Source organism: Cognataquiflexum aquatile (assembly GCF_003316845.1).
GTDB lineage: Bacteria > Bacteroidota > Bacteroidia > Cytophagales > Cyclobacteriaceae > Cognataquiflexum > Cognataquiflexum aquatile.
In genome coordinates this window covers 159646-176633 of the sequence record NZ_QMIK01000003.1, presented here as the reverse complement: position 1 = coordinate 176633, position 16988 = coordinate 159646, and the positions used below count along the sequence as shown (strand labels likewise).

The following is a 16988-nucleotide window of genomic DNA, read 5'->3' as shown; positions in this document are numbered from 1 at the left end:
GGGTCCGCCTCGGTCCAATATAAAAGCCCGCTTTATTTCAACACATAAGTGGCCAAAACCTTTTGGACCTCATAAACATTTACTGATTTGGAAAATTGTTTTTTGATACTTGGATCCTGTTCACTTGACACCCATATTTTCAGTTCTGCATCCAGATCAAAAGTCCCTGTCGTTTCGACACTGAATCTGGAGATACTTTTATAAGAAATAGACTTGTATTCTACCTTGCTGCCGGTCACCCCCTGTTTTTCTACCAAGATCAGACGCTTATTGGTAAAAATAAAGACATCCCTGATCAGTTTGAAGCCCATTTCGATATCCTCCCCATCGATCAGGAGTCTTCCATAATCTTTGATCAGATTTTCTTTGTCGGCATGGCCTGCGTTGCCTAAAATAGCGGAAAATAATCCCATGTTTTTTTCTTTTTTTTTCTAAATCAATGCACCTACAAGAAAAGAAAAAATCTTCGCTTCATCATTTCAATTTGGGACATAATATTGGTTTCAGCTAAAAAAAAGAGACAGTAACTCTGAGGATGTATTGTTGATTTTGAACCCGTCTATGAAGGAAAAATCAAGGTGGGAAAATATATTAAATTGTCATTTAGACAATTAAATAATAATAACCATATTTATTTTATATTTATTTATATTTTTACCAATTACATATTTTTTAAATTAAGTTAATTATATGTATATCCTATTATTTTTATATTTATACACAGAATTAAATTTTGTCAGTTCACGATTTTGAAAATTTATCTGATATTAATTTTGCCATCAGGCAATCTATTATTGCAAATGGTTGTTTTTAATATTTTTTAACATCAAATTAATAACGTTTTGTACCCTGTCCCTATTTCTAAAAGAATTAGGTGATGTGGATAGGATCAAAAAAAGTCAAAGTTTTCAATCAAAACCCTTTTAACCCATGAAAAAACAATGGAATTTAAATTTCCTGTTTTTTTGCCTTTTGTGCCTGAGTATTCCCAATCTCAGTTTTGCACAGCAAAGCCAAATTACAGGAAAAGTAACGGACGCTGATTCCAAAGAAGGAATCCCGGGAGTCAGTGTTTTGGTAAAGGGCACCACAAGAGGTGCCATTTCAGATTTGGATGGAAATTTCAGTATTTCGGCAACGGGTGCTGAAATCTTGGTCTTTTCATTTATCGGATACGTTACCATTGAGCAACCTGTGGCAAACAGGTCTGCCATCAATGTGGAAATGGCCGTATCGGTGCAAGCCCTCAATGAGGTGATCGTCGTCGGCTACGGTACCCAGGAAAGGAAAGAAATCACAAGTGCCGTGACAAGCGTCAAGGCCGAGAATTTCAACCAGGGAACTGTCAATGACCCACGTCAATTGCTTCAGGGTAAAGTGGCAGGTCTGAACATCGCCAGACCGGGAGGTAACCCTAACGGAGATTTCAGTATGCGTCTCAGAGGTATTTCATCAATCGGAGAAAACGCTGAACCACTCGTGGTAATTGATGGTGTGATCGGAGGTTCTTTAGCTACAGTAGATCCAAACGACATTGAGTCTATGGATGTACTTAAGGACGGATCTGCAGCTGCAATCTATGGTACCAGAGGTTCTGCCGGGGTAATCTTGGTGACCACCAAAACAGGTAAAACCGGTAGAACTGTTGTAGAATTCAACAGTAGTGCAGCCGTAGAAAATGTTGCAAGAACTATCAGTGTCATGAATGCTGATGAGTACAGGGAAGTTGCCAATTCGAGAGACCTTGGAGGAAACACCGACTGGATGGATGAGGTTACCAACACAGGATTAAGCTTTATCAATAACCTTTCACTTGGTGGCGGTACTGCAAGCACAAGCTATAGGGTATCAATCAACTCACGAAATGTAAATGGTGTGGGTATCAATTCAGGTTTTGACCAATTGAATGCCAGAATCAACCTGACTCAAAGAGCGCTGAAAGACAAAGCAATCTTTACAGTGAACGTGTCCAATACGTCTATTGATAGACAGCTTGGTAACGAAAACTCTTTCAGATATGCGATCATAAGTAACCCAACCGTTCCGGTTCGCGATCCAAACCCACAGAGTCCAAACTTTGGTGGCTATTATGAGAGGGACATTTTTGATTGGTTCAACCCGGTGTCCATTGCGGAACAAAACATCGCAGACGGTCGTGATAGCAGGCTTCTTGCCAGTATCCGTGGAGAATACAATTTCACCAGCAAGTTTAGAGGTGCGGTTTTCTATGCCAGTCAAAGAGAAACAGATTGGAGAGGTTCTTATTCACCAAAGACTGCTAAATTCGGTGGAGGTTTTGGAAGAAACGGCTTGGCCACAATCCAAAATGATGTAAGGCTAAATGACCTTTTTGAAACTACTTTGAATTATGATGCCACTGCAGGAAGAGTCGGAATGGCTTTCTTGGCAGGTTATTCTTTCCAGGAATTTTTCAATCAGGGAAACTATACGCAAGCAGGAAATTTCCTGACAGATGCATTTACATACAACAACATAGGTGCAGCACTTGACTTCGCCAACGGTTTGGCAACAGTTTCAAGTTATGCCAACTCAAACAGACTGGTCGCATTCTTTGGCCGTGCGAACTTCAATTTTGAAGATACTTACCTTTTGTCAGTAAGTGCCAGATATGAAGGTTCCTCAAGATTCGGAGAAAACAACAAGTGGGGTTTGTTCCCTGCAATCAGTGCCGGTGTTAACATTGCCAATTTGATTGACATGACAGGCGTAAGTGCTATGAAATTCAGAGCTAGTTACGGTAGAACAGGTACACAGCCGGGTGAATCTTATTTGTCATTGTTGAGATTTGGCCGTCAAGGCAACTTCTTTTATAACAACCAATTCGTTCCGTCGTATGGACCTGTATCCAATGCAAACCCTGATCTAGCATGGGAAACCAAAGACGAATACAACGTTGGTTTGGACTTTGTAATTCTAAACAACAAACTGGATGGTACCATAGATTACTACACAAGGGTTACTACAGGCATGATCCTACCGATCAACGTTCCTGTGCCGCCAAACCTCTTCTCAACCACACAATTGAACATTGGCGAAATGTCCAATTCAGGTTTTGAATTAATGTTGAATTACAAGGCTATCCAAAAATCTGATTTCAGATGGACTACCGGAGTTAACTTCTCCACCCTTAGAACAAATCTAAGGAGCTTGTCTGCAGGAAACCTGAGCTTTGGAGAAGTGAATTACCGATCCAACTTTGGATCTCCCGGTCAAAACCTGACACAATTGATCCGAATCCAGGAAAACGGACCACTTGGACAGATTTGGGGACCAATTCAACAAGGTGTAAGTGAAACCGGTGCTCCAATAATGCAGGTAATCAATGGTACTGCCAAAGACGCAAACGGAAACCCTGTATATTGTAACTGTAATGATGACAGAACCCAATTGGGAACAGCTTATCCTACTTTGAATTTTGGTTTCAACAACACTTTCAATTACAAGAACTGGGATTTGAATTTCTTCTTTAGAGGATCATTCGGCCATTATCTGATCAACAGTTACAGAGGTTTCTATGAAAACACCGAAAGTACTACTGTTCAAAACTGGAATATCGTAAATACCAAGTATTTCGATCCTAAAATCACTAAAGCAGAATACAACAGCACACACGTTGAAAAAGCTGATTTTGTAGTTTTGGATAATGCGACCCTTGGTTACAATTTCAATGTAGGACCAGGCAAAGCAATCGGAAGAATCAGAACTTTCATCTCTGTACAAAATCCATTTATGTTTACCAACTACACCGGGGTAGATCCTGAGGTAAGGTATGGCGATTCGGAGTCGGGCAATGATCCACTTGCTCCGGGTATCGAGCGTAGAGCTACTTATTTCACTACTACGATCACTACCCTAGGCCTTAATTTAAGTTTCTAAGCTAAAACAAAAGATATCATGAAAAAATTAATCAATATAAGATACTTCTTGATTGGCCTTGGAATGAGTTATTTCGCTTCATCATGCGTGGATTTAGAGGAAGAGGTTTTCAGCGAAGTTACAGCCGATAACTTCTTCAAAACGGATGAAGAATTTATTTCAGCACTTGGTCAAGCGTACACTTCTTTAGGAGGATTGGGTAACCACTCAGGTCTTTGGTCCATCAATGAAATTTCTTCAGATGAAATCACAGTCTCACATAAAGGTGGTGACTGGTTTGATGGAGGGGTTCTCTTGCAATTGCATCAGCATGAATTCAAAACTGATAATCCGTTCTTACAAAATTCATGGAACTTCCTGTTTGGAGGAATAAATACCTGCAACAGATTGATCTATTCATTTGAGGCATTGGACAACCCCAACTCTCCTGCATTTATCGCAGAGTTAAGGGCATTGAGAGCCTTGTATTATTATTGGGCAATGGATGCTTTTGGAAATGTTCCTATTGTAACAGATTTTACGGACGTAGAGGCGCCTGCTACCAAATCAAGGAAAGAAGTTTATGATTTCATTTTGAAGGAACTCAATGAAATCATTCCATTGCTACCGGTTGCAAAAGATGGTACTACTTATGGAAGGATGACCAAATGGAGTGCATTGATGATCAGGATGAAGCTTTACCTGAATGCAGAAGTGTATACAGGTACTGCCCAGTGGGCTTTGGCTGCGGCTGATGCCTCTGAAATCATCAATACAGGTCCTTACAGTTTGATGCCTTCTTACAAGGACAATTTTGCTATCAACAATAGTAGATCTACTGAAAACATTTTTGTCTATCCTTATGACAAAGTTTTTGCAGGAGGATTTAACTGGGTGATGATGACACTTCACATTGTCAGCCAATCAACTTTCAACCTTACCCAACAGCCATGGAATGGATACCAGACAGTAGAAGAATTCTACAATTCATACATAGATCCTGTCAAAAATCCAGGTGTTCAGGGACCGGTTTGGAGAGGTTTAGCGTTAAGTCCATCTACAGGTACTGTTGATGGAAGGTTAAGCAATTTCTTGGTTGGACCGCAGGTTAGGGCTGATGGAACTACTTTGATTGATCCGGGGGTGGAACCTACCGATCCGACAGGAAGAAATGGTGATCCAAATGGACCTCCGCTTACTTTCATGCCTTACCTCAATGAAATTTCTCCGGGAGGTCTTCGTCAGGCTGGTGCGAGAATTGCCAAATATGAATTTGAAAGAGGTGGAACGAATAACATGAGCAATGACTTTGTGATATTCAGACTTTCTGACGTCATCCTTTCTTTGGCAGAAGCCAGATTCAGGTTGGGTCAGACTACAGAGGCTTTGGCTTTGGTCAATCAGATCCGATCAAGAGCAGGAAATCTTGATCCGTTTACAACTTTGACTGCAGAAAACCTTTTGGCCGAAAGAGGAAGAGAAATGTATGTAGAGATGACCAGAAGACAGGATCTTATCCGATTCAAAAAGTATGGAGATGCATGGTGGCCATTTGCAGGTATGAACAGACCTAAGCTGGTACACAGCCCAGGTAGCTTCTTGGAATTGTTCCCTATTCCAGCACCTCAGCTTCTTGCCAATCCAAGATTAAAGCAAAATCCGGGTTACAATTAATTAGGGTTTGATACACATTTAAAAAGCAGGCTGAAGAATAAATTCAGCTTGCTTTTTTTTTAATTCTTTCTCAACCATTTTTTATCTAAAAGGATTGAAGTATAGATACAAATTCATTTAATTTAACCCCTCATCACCTTCAAATAATACCAAAGGAGAAAATTTTCAACATTGCTTGATACCCAGTTAAACTATGCGCAGTTATATAAAAATATTGTTCCCTTTATTCATTCTTATCCTCATCTTTCAGAGTTGTGACTCGTCTATCCTTTCCTCTTCCAAGGATGATTTATCCAAATCCGACAGCTTGTTCCTAGGATTTCATTTGGGAATGGCCCAAAAAGATTTTTTTGATCTTTGTACTGAACTGAACAAACAACAAATAATCACCCAAGGACCGGGGGGATCGACCAATGTGGAATATAGAATCGTAGATGAGTATGACGGCGAAATCAGCATGCGGTTTTTTCCGACTTTTATTGAAGAAAAAATATTCGAGATGCCCGTTACTTATTCTTATATAGCCTGGGCTCCCTGGAACAGACAATATTGGGCAGAAAACCTCCTACCCAAAGTACTGGAGAAATACAAAGAAGTCTATGGCGATGATTTTAAACTGATCAACCATCCTACCCAAGGAAAGGTCTACTATAAAATCGACGGCAAAAGAAGGATCAACTTATTTATCAAAGACGAACAGCATGTTCAGGCTGTTTTCTCTGATTTGAAAGTAGAAAAGAGACTCAAAGAAGAATTTGAAAAAAGCCAATCCCAAGAGCAAGCACCTACGAATTGAACAGAAAAAGGATTGAATTTGTGAAAAACACATCAGATGAAATATGCCCATTTGCCGTTTTTGATTTTTCCGCTGTTCATCCTGATTTCATGTTCCCAAAAAACTGAGGTAAACCAAACAGAATCGCTTTTTGAAAGCTTAAGTCCCCAAAAAACAGGAATAGATTTTACCAATACACTTACCGAAACAGAGGGATTTAATATCATTGAATACCTCTATTTCTATAATGGTGGCGGAGTAGCTGTCGGTGATATCAACAACGATGGGCTGTTGGACATCTATTTCTCATCCAACCAACTTCCAAATAAACTTTTCCTGAACAAAGGAAATATGGGCTTTGAAGACATCACGGTACAAGCCGGAGTTGGGTCTTCTGGTCCATGGAAAACCGGCATCAGCATGGTAGACATCAATGGTGACGGGCTTTTGGATATTTATGTCAGCAGACTTGGGGATTGGAAAGGAGTCAAAGGGGAAAACGAGCTGTATATCAACAATGGAGACCTGACCTTCACCGAAAGTGCAAATCAATATGGATTGGATTTTCAGGGATTCAGTACACAAGCCGCATTTTTTGATTATGACAGGGACGGTGATTTGGATATGTACCTTCTCAACCATGCTGTACATACCGAGAATAGTTATGGCAGGGCTACTCTTCGATTTATGGATAGCGGCCCTGAAGGAGACAGACTCTTCAGAAACAACGCCGAAAAAGGAGAACAGAGGTTTACTCCCGTGACCAATGAGGCAGGGATTTTTTCCAGCCAGATAGGATACGGGTTAGGAATCGGAATAGCAGATGTCAACAATGATGGATGGCCGGACATCTATGTATCCAATGATTTCAATGAAAATGACTACCTCTATATCAACCAAGGAAATGGAACCTTCAAAGAATCAAGCAAAGATGCCCTGACGTATATGAGCAGGTTTTCGATGGGCAACGATTTGGCGGATTTTAACAATGATGGATGGATTGATATTATGAGTCTTGATATGTTGCCGGAGGATGAAATCGTCCAAAAAATGTCAGCCGGTGAAGACAGTTATGAAATATACCAACTCAAACTCAATTTCGGATACGGCAGACAGACCACTAGAAACAGCCTGCAGCTCAATAATGCTAACGGCACTTTTTCCGAAATTGGCCAACTTGCAGGAGTCAATGCTACAGATTGGAGTTGGTCTCCCTTGTTTGCGGATTTTGACAATGACGGTTGGAAGGATTTGTTTATCTCCAATGGCATTGCACGGCGGCCCAATGACATGGATTATATCAACTTCATCACCAATCCGGAAATCAAAGATGGATTGGTTCAAAGACCGAATATCAGCGATTTGAAAATTTCCGGTCAGATGCCTCCCGGTGAAGTCCCAAATTATTTTTTCAAAAATTCCGGCAACCTGAGATTTGAAAATGTGAGTGAGAAATGGGGAATATCCGATGCTACGATTTCCAATGGTGCGGTCTATGCTGACTTGGACAATGATGGAGATCTTGATCTGATCGTGAACCATATCAATCAACCCTCTGAAATATTTGAAAACAGGTTATATCAGATTCCCAACAGTGAAAAACCATCTTTTCTTAAAATCAGGTTTGAGGGATCAGGAAACAATAAATTTGGAATCGGGGCACGGGTGGAGGCCTACATTAATGGATCAAAAATCATTCAGGAAAACTTCACTGCTAGGGGTTTTCAATCCTCCGTTGCACCGGAGATCAATTTGGGATTGGGAAAAGCCACTGGCATCGATTCGCTAAAAGTTATTTGGCCTTCGGGAAAAAGAGAAACTTTGCTGAATTTGGAAGTAAACAAACTGATTACTTTAAAAGAGGAAAATGCTTTGCTTGCCCCCATTCCTGACCCAAAACAACCGCTTCCATTACTTCAAAAACTTAGTTCCAAGGAAACGGGCTTAGAATTTTTGCACATAGAAGATGATTACAATGATTTCAATAAAGAGCCGCTGCTGCCGCACAAACTTTCCCAAGAAGGGCCTGCATTTGCCATCGGCGATTCCAATGGGGATGGATTGGAAGACATTTTTATTGGGGGAGCAAAGGGTCAGGATTCCCGATTGTTTATCCAAACCAAAAACGGAAAATTCCTCCAATCAGAACAAAAGATTCTAGAAAAAGACCTGGAATCGGAACATACCTATGCTGCCTTTTTGCAAAGTGAATCAAAGGATAACGCAGATTTACTTCTGCTGAATGGAGGAAATAACCCTTCAAGTCCTCATTCAAATAAAATTCTCTTACCCCAAAATCAAAGTTCATATTCCGAATCCCTTGATCTTCCCATTGATCCTGAAAGCCAATATTCGGTGGCGCTTCCACATGATCTTGATGGCGACGGTTTGGAGGATTTGTTTGTAGGAGGAAGAAATGTCATTGGGAAATATGGACAGCTTCCTAGAAGTTATATCCTTAAGAACAGCGGAAATGGAACGTATGCAGATATCACTCCCCAAATTGCGCCCGACTTAACCTCTATCAGAATGGTCAAATCAGCATCGTGGGTAGACTTGGATCAGGATGGAAAAATGGATTTGGTCGTCGTGGGTGAATGGATGCCGGTCAGCATTTTGATGCACCGTAATGGGAAATTGGTCAACGAAACTGAAAAATTCGGGTTAGCCAATACTTCAGCCTGGTGGAATACGGTTGAAATTGGGGATTTGAACGGTGATGGTTTCCCGGACTTGGTTCTGGGAAATCTTGGGTTGAACAGCCGGCTAAAAAGCTCCGAAGAAACTCCCGTCAGGATGTATGTCAAGGATTTTGACGGAAACGGCAGTTTGGAGCAAATTCTGACTTACCATAAAGACGGCAAAGAATATACCATCGCCACACGGGATGAATTGGTGAAGCAGATCCCTTTGCTCAAAAAAGACTTTGTCAGGCATTCAGACTTTGCCGGAAAAACAGTGGCTGAGATTTTCAAGAACTTCAAGTTAGAGGAAGCCAAACTTTTTGAAGCAAAAAAATTCGAATCCGTGATTTTATTCAACAATGGTGCAAAAGGATTTACTACCCAACCCCTTCCAATTGAAGCCCAATTTGCGCCGATACAGGCAATTTTGATGGAAGACCTGGATAGTGATGGAATATTGGATTTGCTGTTGGGGGGAAATATGACAGCCGTTTCGCCCTATTTTGGTGCTTATCAGGGGAGTCATGGATTGGCTTTAAAAGGAAACGGAAAGGGTGGATTTTCAATTATGGAAAATGGGAAACTCGGTATTCAAGGAGATATTAAACATATCCGGTCCATTAAAGTCAAAAATGAAACATGGATTCTCTTTGTCAAAAACGATGGGGAGTTAGAAGTTTTTAAACTGAAGTGATTCCTTTTTTTAACGGTATCCGCTTCTTTGTCAGTAACCCAAGGTTCCATCAGAAACGGGACGGATCCCGCTATCGGGACGAAGTCGGAAGACCGATTTTCTAAGTCCCTTTGGTGGATGTTCAAGTCAATTTCAACTTCCAAAAATAACCCTCACTCCGGCAGCGCTTATTTTTTCCACCTTTACATGTTGAGGATCAATTGCAGTATTCCAAAGGTAAAGTGATTTGAGAGAATGGATTTCAGAAAGTGTCTCCAAACCTGATTCGCTGATCTTGGTCCCGTTCAGGTTCAGACTTTCGAGTTTGGAAAGACTCCTCAAAGATGAAATTCCCGAATCTGAGATGGGATTATTTTCGATCCTCAGTCTTTGCAAATTGGAAAACTGAGCGACCTGATTCAGGTCCGAATCCTGAATTCCGGTGCCCGCCAAACTGAGCCAATAAATCTGTTCTTTGATGGATAAAAGCGCCTTCAATAGTTCCGTGGCTTTTTCCTTTGCCACATCAGATGGCAAGACGACATCTAGCGCACCTGTTTCATGGGAGAGAACTCTTACCCGAAAACCCATTTTCTCCAAGGTTTTAAAATAAGCCGTATCGATGCTCACCGCCATCATTTTCTCTCCTCCAAGAATATTTAGTCTGGGCTTTGCCCATGCGATAATTTCCTCATCCGCATCCATCAAGGATACTTTGGGATCAGCTTTCCCTTTTGTTATCCACCAAATGAGAATTTGGATTTCCTCATCCGTCAGGGGCTTTTTCCCTTCGGCAGGCATAAAATCATCATGATCAGAAGGAAGCGTTACTCTTCGGATCAGCTCACTTTTTTCAGCATCTGCCGCAATAAATACCGGGCCGTTTTCTCCTCCTTGGAGCATTGTCTCATAGGAAGCCAAATTCAATTCACCTTTGGATTTTCCCGATCGGTGACAGCTTTGACATTTGCTTCGAAGAATTGGCTGAATCACATCTGTAAAAACCTCCGCATCCTCCACCTTGGCCAATAGCCGACCTTTGGTCTCTTCCTGCTTTTCTCCAAAAGGTGCAAAAGCAGTCAGATAATCTTCCCCATGAGTCAGGCTTCCTCCAAAATGTCCGGTGACCGAAAGCGCCAGGATCATAAATCCCAATACAGTATAATTCAACTTTTTGCTAAATCTGAGTTCGTTTTTATTCACCCACCATGCAATGGCGGAAATAATAACCGTCGTCCATCCTGCCACCAAATGAATATCCAAAAGGTCCCCGTCATAGCCCCCGGATTGCGAAAGCATAAAACCCAACACCGCCGCGACCAAGGCACTGATGGTACCTAAAAGCAAAGAAAAATTCACTGCTTCCTGCATCGCAGGCTTTTTCCAGTACGCGACATAGGCTTTAAAAAAAACTGCAATAATCAAAAACCCGATAGGTAAGTGAACCCAAAGTGGATGAAATCTTCCGAAGAAAGTGATCAGATCTTGCGTCATATTAGGAATTCCCTAAGTTAAAATTCCTTTTACCACATGGCCCTCTACATCGGTCAGCCTAAACCTACGGCCCTGATGCTTGTAAGTCAGTTTTTCGTGATCTATCCCAAAAAGATGAAGAATCGTAGCCTGCAGGTCATGAACCTGAACAGGATCTTTGACCACATTGTATCCAAAATCGTCTGTTTCTCCATAAGTAAAACCCGGCTTTACCCCTGCCCCACACATCCATTTGGTAAAGCAGCGTGGATGGTGGTCCCGGCCATAATTATCCGTTGAAAGCGTGCCTTGACTGTACACCGTCCTTCCAAATTCACCTCCCCAAACGACAAGCGTATCTTCCAACAAGCCTCTTTGCTTGAGGTCTTTGATCAGTGCAGCCGTAGCCCGGTCCGTTTTTTGACATTGGTTTTTTATCCCGCCGGGCAAATTCCCGTGCTGATCCCATCCCTGATGGTAGAGCTGGACAAATTTGACATCTTTTTCGATGAGCTTTCTCGCCAAAAGGCAATTGGCGGCATAAGTACCGGGATCCCGGCTTTCTTCACCATACATTTCATACACCGAATCAGGCTCATTGGACATGTCGGTAATTTCCGGCACCGAGGTCTGCATCCGGAAGGCCATCTCATATTGGGCGATGCGGGCGCTGATCTCAGGATCGCCATAAGTATCAAATTGGACCTCATTCAATGATTTGAGGTAATCGAGCATTTCGCGCCTGTCCTTTCCGTCGTAATTTTCAGGATTGCCAAGATAAAGTACAGGGTCTTGCCCAGACCGGAATTGGATGCCCTGGTATTGGGAAGGAAGAAATCCATTTCCCCAAAGTCTGGCATAAAGCGGTTGGTCCTGCACGGCATTTTTGGAAACCAAGACGATAAAAGATGGCAGGTTTTGGTTGTCCGAACCCAATCCATAACTCAACCAAGCGCCCATCGAGGGACGGCCCGGAAGCTGATGACCTGTCTGGAAAAAAGTAATGGCAGGGTCATGATTGATCTGTCCGGTCTGCATGCTTTTGATAAAACAAAGTTCGTCCACGATCTCAGCGGTATCGGGCATCAGTTCACTTACCCAAGCCCTGCTTTGGCCATATTGGCTGAATTTAAAAGCTGAAGCAGTCATAGGAAATGAACTTTGATCTGCACTCATTCCGGTAAGACGCTGTCCGTCTCTCACCGAATCAGGCAGCTCCTGCCCGTGAAGGTCCATGAGCTTTGGTTTGTAATCATATAATTCCAATTGGGAAGGCCCACCACTTTGAAAAAGGTAAATCACCCGCTTTGCCTTGGGCATAAAATTCGGCAAGCCTGCCAATCCGTTGGCTGACTCGGAAAGCAAAGGCTGTGTCTGTGGATTTTCTGCAAAAATCTTCTCCATTCCCATCAAGGAGCCCAAAGCCAGGGAACCAATCCCCAAAGAAGTTTTTGTCAAAAACCTCCTTCTGTCCATATTCTTTTCAATCTCCTGAAGATCTCTATTGGAAGACCTTAGAGGGGCATCGTGATGGTGACTCATGTTATCTTTTGGTTAGAAAAGCATCTGAATTGATAATTGCACTGGCGGTGACCGCATTGGCCGCAAGATGGAAAGGATCTAAGTCCGGAGGAATCTGGTATTCCCCGGAAGCCAACCAGCCTTTGGTTTTATTTTGATCCGATTTGAATTTACGGTATTCATTTTCCCTCAATTCTAGAAGAATTTGAAGCTCCTTAGGATTGGGTTTTCTTCCTGTCAGTCTGCGGAATGTATCCTCTATGGACTTGGAGATTTCTGGATTATCCAACATCTTTTCTCCCAAAACCTTGGAAGCCTCCACAAATGTCGGATCATTCATCAGGACCAAAGCTTGAAGCGGAGTATTGGTTTCCTGCCTTTTGCTTACTGAAACACTGTGGTCAGGTGCATCGAAGATGGACAATGTCGGATGGTGGACCGAGCGTTTCCAAATGGTGTACATACTTCTCCGATAGAGATTTTGACCGGAATCCTGCACATAGTTAGCCCCGTTGACTTTCCAAAGACCCTCAGGCTGATAAGGAAACACACTTTTTCCGCCGATTGCAGGATTTAACAATCCCGCTGCAAAAAGCGCATTATCCCGGATCAATTCCGCAGGTAAACGAACCGACGGCCCTCGGGCAAGGAGGTAATTGTCAGGATCTTTCTCGGCTAATTCAGGTCTGTTTTTCGAGCCTTGCCGGTAAGTGGCAGAGGTGACAATCAAACGCTGCATGGCTTTGACATCCCAACCCAAATTTTGGAATTCCAAAGCCAGCCAATCCAGCAATTCCGGATGGGAAGGCAATTGTCCCTGATTTCCAAAATCCTCGGAAGTTGCGACCAACCCATTTCCAAAGAAATTTTGCCAAAAACGGTTGACTGCCACCCTAGCGGTGAGGGGATTTTCGGAATCCGTCAGCCATTGAGCCAGTCCAAGACGGTTTTTTGGAACGCCCTCCTTCATTGGCAAGACACTTTCTGGGGCATTGGGGAAAACCTCTTCTCCGCGCGAATTATATTCCCCACGGGTCAAAATGTAGGTGGGTCGCTTATTGGTTTTGTCCTGCATGACCATCATCTCCGGTATCCTTTCCACAGAATCCGCATAGGCCTTTCTCTTAGCCACCACCGCTCGCAGCTTTTCTCGATAAGCCAAAGAATGGTTATTGAGGTAAAGTTTTTTCAGGGCTTTTCTATCTTGGGTATTAAACTCGTTCCCAGATTGGGCAAAGATTGATTTATACTCTTCTAAACTCGCAATCTGCAATACTTCGAGGGTTGAAAGTTCTTTGTCGTATACACTTACTTCATCCACCAAAGCATCTTTGAGTCCTTTGCCTCTCCAAACCGCCCCTACCTGCAATCCCGGCTGTCCCCCCTGAAAAAGGATGTCTTTGTACAGGTTGTCATGGGTAGTTTGGGTAGCCATTTCAAGTCCGTTCAGGAATACCCTGAGTCCATTCGCTTTGGAAGAACCGTCATAAGACATGACTAGATTGATCCATTGGTCCCGGGGAATATCCTGTTCGGTGACTTTGGTGATGGCATTGTATGGAGCGGTGTGCGCCATCAGCAATTCCAGGCGGTTGTTTTTCAGACTGAGGTGATACCCGCGCCAGTTATAAAGCACTGCGCCTGAACCTTTGTGAAAAATCGCACCGTCAGTCAAAGACTTGGGGACAGAAATCCAGATACTCACAGAAAAAGGTTCGCTGCGTGAAAAAATACCCGAACCGCCCAAATCCAGCCAAGCATCTCCGTTGAGTTTGACAGCTTTTCCTTTAAAACCATCTACATAGGCGGGTTTCTGGTTTTTCACCTCGCTGCTTTCCATTGTTCCTTTTTGGGAAGGATTGAGATTGTTATGTATGGAGTTTTGGTCAAAAGAATAAAACCCGACCCGACTTGCCGGAAAATCCAGTTTGGCAGTATTTTGAAAGGCTTTGGATGTCAGCCAAGCCTGAAATGCCTCTTCTTCATTCTCAGCTACTATTTTCAGTTCCTCTTCTTCCCTGTTTTTTTGGGAAAGCAGATAAGAAAGCATGTTGTCTTTCTCTGAATCCGTCAAAAGCATCGTCGGAACAGGCGTGGCGTCATCCCACGAAATCTGACCGGCCTCATCCACCTGATTGAAAAAACTGCTAAGCTCAAAGAAATTCTTCTGGGAAATGGGGTCGTACTTGTGGTCATGACATCGCGCACAACCCAGCGTCAAAGCCATAAAAGCCTGACCCATGGTACTCGTCCGGTCCACCACATATTCCACCCGAAACTCTTCCTCCACAATGCCTCCTTCCATATTTTGGGGATGAATTCGATTGAATGCCGTCGCTATCAGCTGTTCTTTGGTCGGATTGGGAAGAAGGTCTCCCGCCAACTGATGGGTGATAAACTGGTCGTAAGGTAGGTTTTGGTTGAAAGCCTGGATTACCCAATCCCGATAGGGAGATGCATCCCGATACCGGTCCACAGTGTAGCCATGTGTATCGGCAAACCTCGCAATATCCATCCAATGCATGGCCATTTTCTCCCCATAATGGGCAGAATTGAGCAATCTGTTGACCTGCTTTTCATAAGCATTGGCGGAAGGGTCAGCAAGAAATGCATCTATTTCAGCCAAGCTCGGTGGCAAGCCGATCAAATCCAGACTCAATCTTCTCAAGAGCGTTTCCTTATCGGCCTCCTGAGATGGTTTGATTCCTTCCTGTTCCAATTTGCTAAGTACAAACTGGTCAATTGGATTTTTGGCCCATGTTTTATCCTTTACTTTCGGAATGTCATGTTTTTGAGGAGGGATAAAAGCCCAATGCTTTTTGTATTCAGCCCCATCTTCTATCCATTTGATCAAGATGGCCTTTTCTTTAGAAGTCAAGGTCAAGTTTGATTCTTGGGAAGGCATCCGGTACTCCAGATCTTCTGAAATGATCCGGTGATAAAGTTCGCTTTTGCTGAGGCTTCCGGGGTGGATTGCTACCTTGCCGGGAGAGTCTTTTAGAGATGCGAAAGCCATTTCGGGATCGTGCAAGCTTAACCCTGCTTTTTGTGCTGCCAGATCAGGCCCATGACAGGCGAAGCATTTATCCGACAAAATCGGCTTGACATGAATATTGAAATCCAATGCTTCAGGCAATTCCTTATAAGCTACCTGAACATCTTCCGGGAGTTCGGGGCTACAAGAAATTAAAGAGAAAATAAAGCAGAAGAAACTCAGGATTCTTAAGACCATTTGAAATCAAATCACCGGATTAAATTAACGGAATTTCAAACAATATCCCACCTGCTATATCCTGTATTGTGGGGCAGTGGTACTTTTAATGAAATGAATTAATGGTTATTCGTTTATTGGCTATTGGAAAATCAAATCCAATTATCAAATGCAGGTTTTCAGTTTAATAGTCGGAATTCCTTCTTTAAAAAATCAAAAGAAACAAAAAGTCCCTCCATTTTTGAAGGGACTTTTCTTGGTAGCCTCGACGGGAATCGAACCCATATCTATTGTTTAGGAAACAACTATTCTATCCATTGAACTACGAGGCCATTCTGAAAGTACGAAGTCAGAAGTGGGAAGTACGAAGGGAAGATCCAAATCTTGCTTCTAAATCAGGTCGCAAGTTAAATCAATTCCCTCCATTTCCGCAAATAATATTAGGGTCATTTGTTCATTTCATTTTTAATACGCTATCTTTGCAGTCCAAAATTTAAGATGGACGGGATCCATCAATTCACTAAATATCAAATTAATATGGCAGTAAAAATCAGATTATCGCGTAGAGGCAGAAAAAAAATGGCCATCTATGACGTTGTAGTAGCTGATGCTAGAGCTCCACGTGATGGACGCTTTATCGAGAAAATCGGGACTTATAACCCCAACACTGACCCTGCATCCATCAACATCAACAATGAGCGTGCTCTTAAATGGTTGTTGAACGGTGCGCAGCCGACTGATACAGTAAAGGCTATGCTTTCTTACAGAGGTATATTGTTGCAAAAACACCTTCAAATCGGTGTATTGAAAGGCGCGATCACACAAGATCAGGCGGATGCTAAATTCGAAACCTGGAAATCTTCCAAAGAAGCTACTATCGGCGGTAAAGTGGACAGATTGACCAAAGAAAAAGAAGACGCAAAAACCAAGGCTTTTGAGGCTGAAACAGCTAAAAACCAAGCCCGTCTTGACGCAATCAAGAAAAGAGAAGATGACGCTATCGCTGCTGCTACTCCAAAAGTAGAAGAAGCTCCGGCGGCTGAGGTTGAAGCACCTGAGGCATCTGCTGAAGGAGAAGAAACCCAAGCTTAATACCCCTTT

The 16988-nt window shown here is 42.7% G+C and carries 9 protein-coding genes and 1 tRNA gene; 5 read left to right on the top strand and 5 right to left on the bottom strand.

Annotation, left to right across the window (positions count from 1 at the left end; translation table 11 throughout):
* Positions 1 to 32: 32 nt before the first annotated feature.
* Entirely contained in the window at positions 33 to 413 is a 381-nt protein-coding gene (locus DQW11_RS09650) for a PH domain-containing protein (protein WP_113923868.1), read from the bottom strand.
* Between the two features lie 517 nt (positions 414 to 930).
* Between DQW11_RS09650 and DQW11_RS09645 the strand changes: the two genes are divergently transcribed.
* The 4 genes from DQW11_RS09645 to DQW11_RS09630 all read left to right on the top strand — a co-directional run bounded on the left by DQW11_RS09645 (position 931) and on the right by DQW11_RS09630 (position 9703).
* Positions 931 to 3897 carry a SusC/RagA family TonB-linked outer membrane protein gene (locus tag DQW11_RS09645; RefSeq protein WP_113923867.1) on the top strand — a complete coding sequence of 989 codons (2967 nt, stop codon included), beginning with the start codon at positions 931 to 933 and terminating at the stop codon, positions 3895 to 3897.
* An 18-nt stretch (positions 3898 to 3915) separates the two neighbouring features.
* Positions 3916 to 5550, top strand: a complete 1635-nt coding sequence (locus tag DQW11_RS09640; RefSeq protein WP_113923866.1) for a RagB/SusD family nutrient uptake outer membrane protein — start codon at positions 3916 to 3918, stop codon at positions 5548 to 5550.
* A 193-nt stretch (positions 5551 to 5743) separates the two neighbouring features.
* A complete protein-coding gene (locus DQW11_RS09635; RefSeq protein ID WP_113923865.1) occupies positions 5744 to 6346 on the top strand; it encodes a hypothetical protein in 603 nt (200 codons plus the stop codon).
* A 36-nt stretch (positions 6347 to 6382) separates the two neighbouring features.
* Positions 6383 to 9703 carry a VCBS repeat-containing protein gene (locus DQW11_RS09630; RefSeq protein WP_113923864.1) on the top strand — a complete coding sequence of 1107 codons (3321 nt, stop codon included), beginning with the start codon at positions 6383 to 6385 and terminating at the stop codon, positions 9701 to 9703.
* Positions 9704 to 9835: 132 nt separating this feature from the next.
* On the opposite strand, the gene DQW11_RS09625 is transcribed toward DQW11_RS09630, so the two are convergent.
* The 4 genes from DQW11_RS09625 to DQW11_RS09610 all read right to left on the bottom strand — a co-directional run bounded on the left by DQW11_RS09625 (position 9836) and on the right by DQW11_RS09610 (position 16219).
* Positions 9836 to 11176: a DUF2231 domain-containing protein gene (locus DQW11_RS09625; RefSeq protein ID WP_113923863.1), complete on the bottom strand. Its 1341-nt coding sequence runs from the start codon at positions 11174 to 11176 to the stop codon at positions 9836 to 9838.
* Positions 11177 to 11188: 12 nt separating this feature from the next.
* Positions 11189 to 12697, bottom strand: a complete 1509-nt coding sequence (locus DQW11_RS09620; RefSeq protein WP_113923862.1) for a DUF1501 domain-containing protein — start codon at positions 12695 to 12697, stop codon at positions 11189 to 11191.
* A 1-nt stretch (position 12698) separates the two neighbouring features.
* Positions 12699 to 15908 carry a DUF1553 domain-containing protein gene (locus DQW11_RS09615; protein ID WP_113923861.1) on the bottom strand — a complete coding sequence of 1070 codons (3210 nt, stop codon included), beginning with the start codon at positions 15906 to 15908 and terminating at the stop codon, positions 12699 to 12701.
* 236 nt (positions 15909 to 16144) lie between these two features.
* Positions 16145 to 16219: transfer RNA gene (locus tag DQW11_RS09610), tRNA-Arg, on the bottom strand.
* 205 nt (positions 16220 to 16424) lie between these two features.
* On the opposite strand from DQW11_RS09610, the gene DQW11_RS09605 reads away from it, so the two are divergent.
* Complete coding sequence (locus DQW11_RS09605) at positions 16425 to 16979, top strand: 30S ribosomal protein S16 (RefSeq protein ID WP_157966085.1); 555 nt, start codon at positions 16425 to 16427, stop codon at positions 16977 to 16979.
* Positions 16980 to 16988: the final 9 nt, after the last annotated feature.

Coding starts and splice junctions, on each gene's coding strand:
- DQW11_RS09625 (WP_113923863.1), bottom strand. CDS start 11,176: ATGACGCAAGATCTGATCACTTTCTTCGGAAGATTTCATCCACTTTGG.
- DQW11_RS09630 (WP_113923864.1), top strand. CDS start 6,383: ATGAAATATGCCCATTTGCCGTTTTTGATTTTTCCGCTGTTCATCCTG.
- DQW11_RS09645 (WP_113923867.1), top strand. CDS start 931: ATGAAAAAACAATGGAATTTAAATTTCCTGTTTTTTTGCCTTTTGTGC.
- DQW11_RS09640 (WP_113923866.1), top strand. CDS start 3,916: ATGAAAAAATTAATCAATATAAGATACTTCTTGATTGGCCTTGGAATG.
- DQW11_RS09605 (WP_157966085.1), top strand. CDS start 16,425: ATGGCAGTAAAAATCAGATTATCGCGTAGAGGCAGAAAAAAAATGGCC.
- DQW11_RS09635 (WP_113923865.1), top strand. CDS start 5,744: ATGCGCAGTTATATAAAAATATTGTTCCCTTTATTCATTCTTATCCTC.
- DQW11_RS09615 (WP_113923861.1), bottom strand. CDS start 15,908: ATGGTCTTAAGAATCCTGAGTTTCTTCTGCTTTATTTTCTCTTTAATT.
- DQW11_RS09620 (WP_113923862.1), bottom strand. CDS start 12,697: ATGAGTCACCATCACGATGCCCCTCTAAGGTCTTCCAATAGAGATCTT.
- DQW11_RS09650 (WP_113923868.1), bottom strand. CDS start 413: ATGGGATTATTTTCCGCTATTTTAGGCAACGCAGGCCATGCCGACAAA.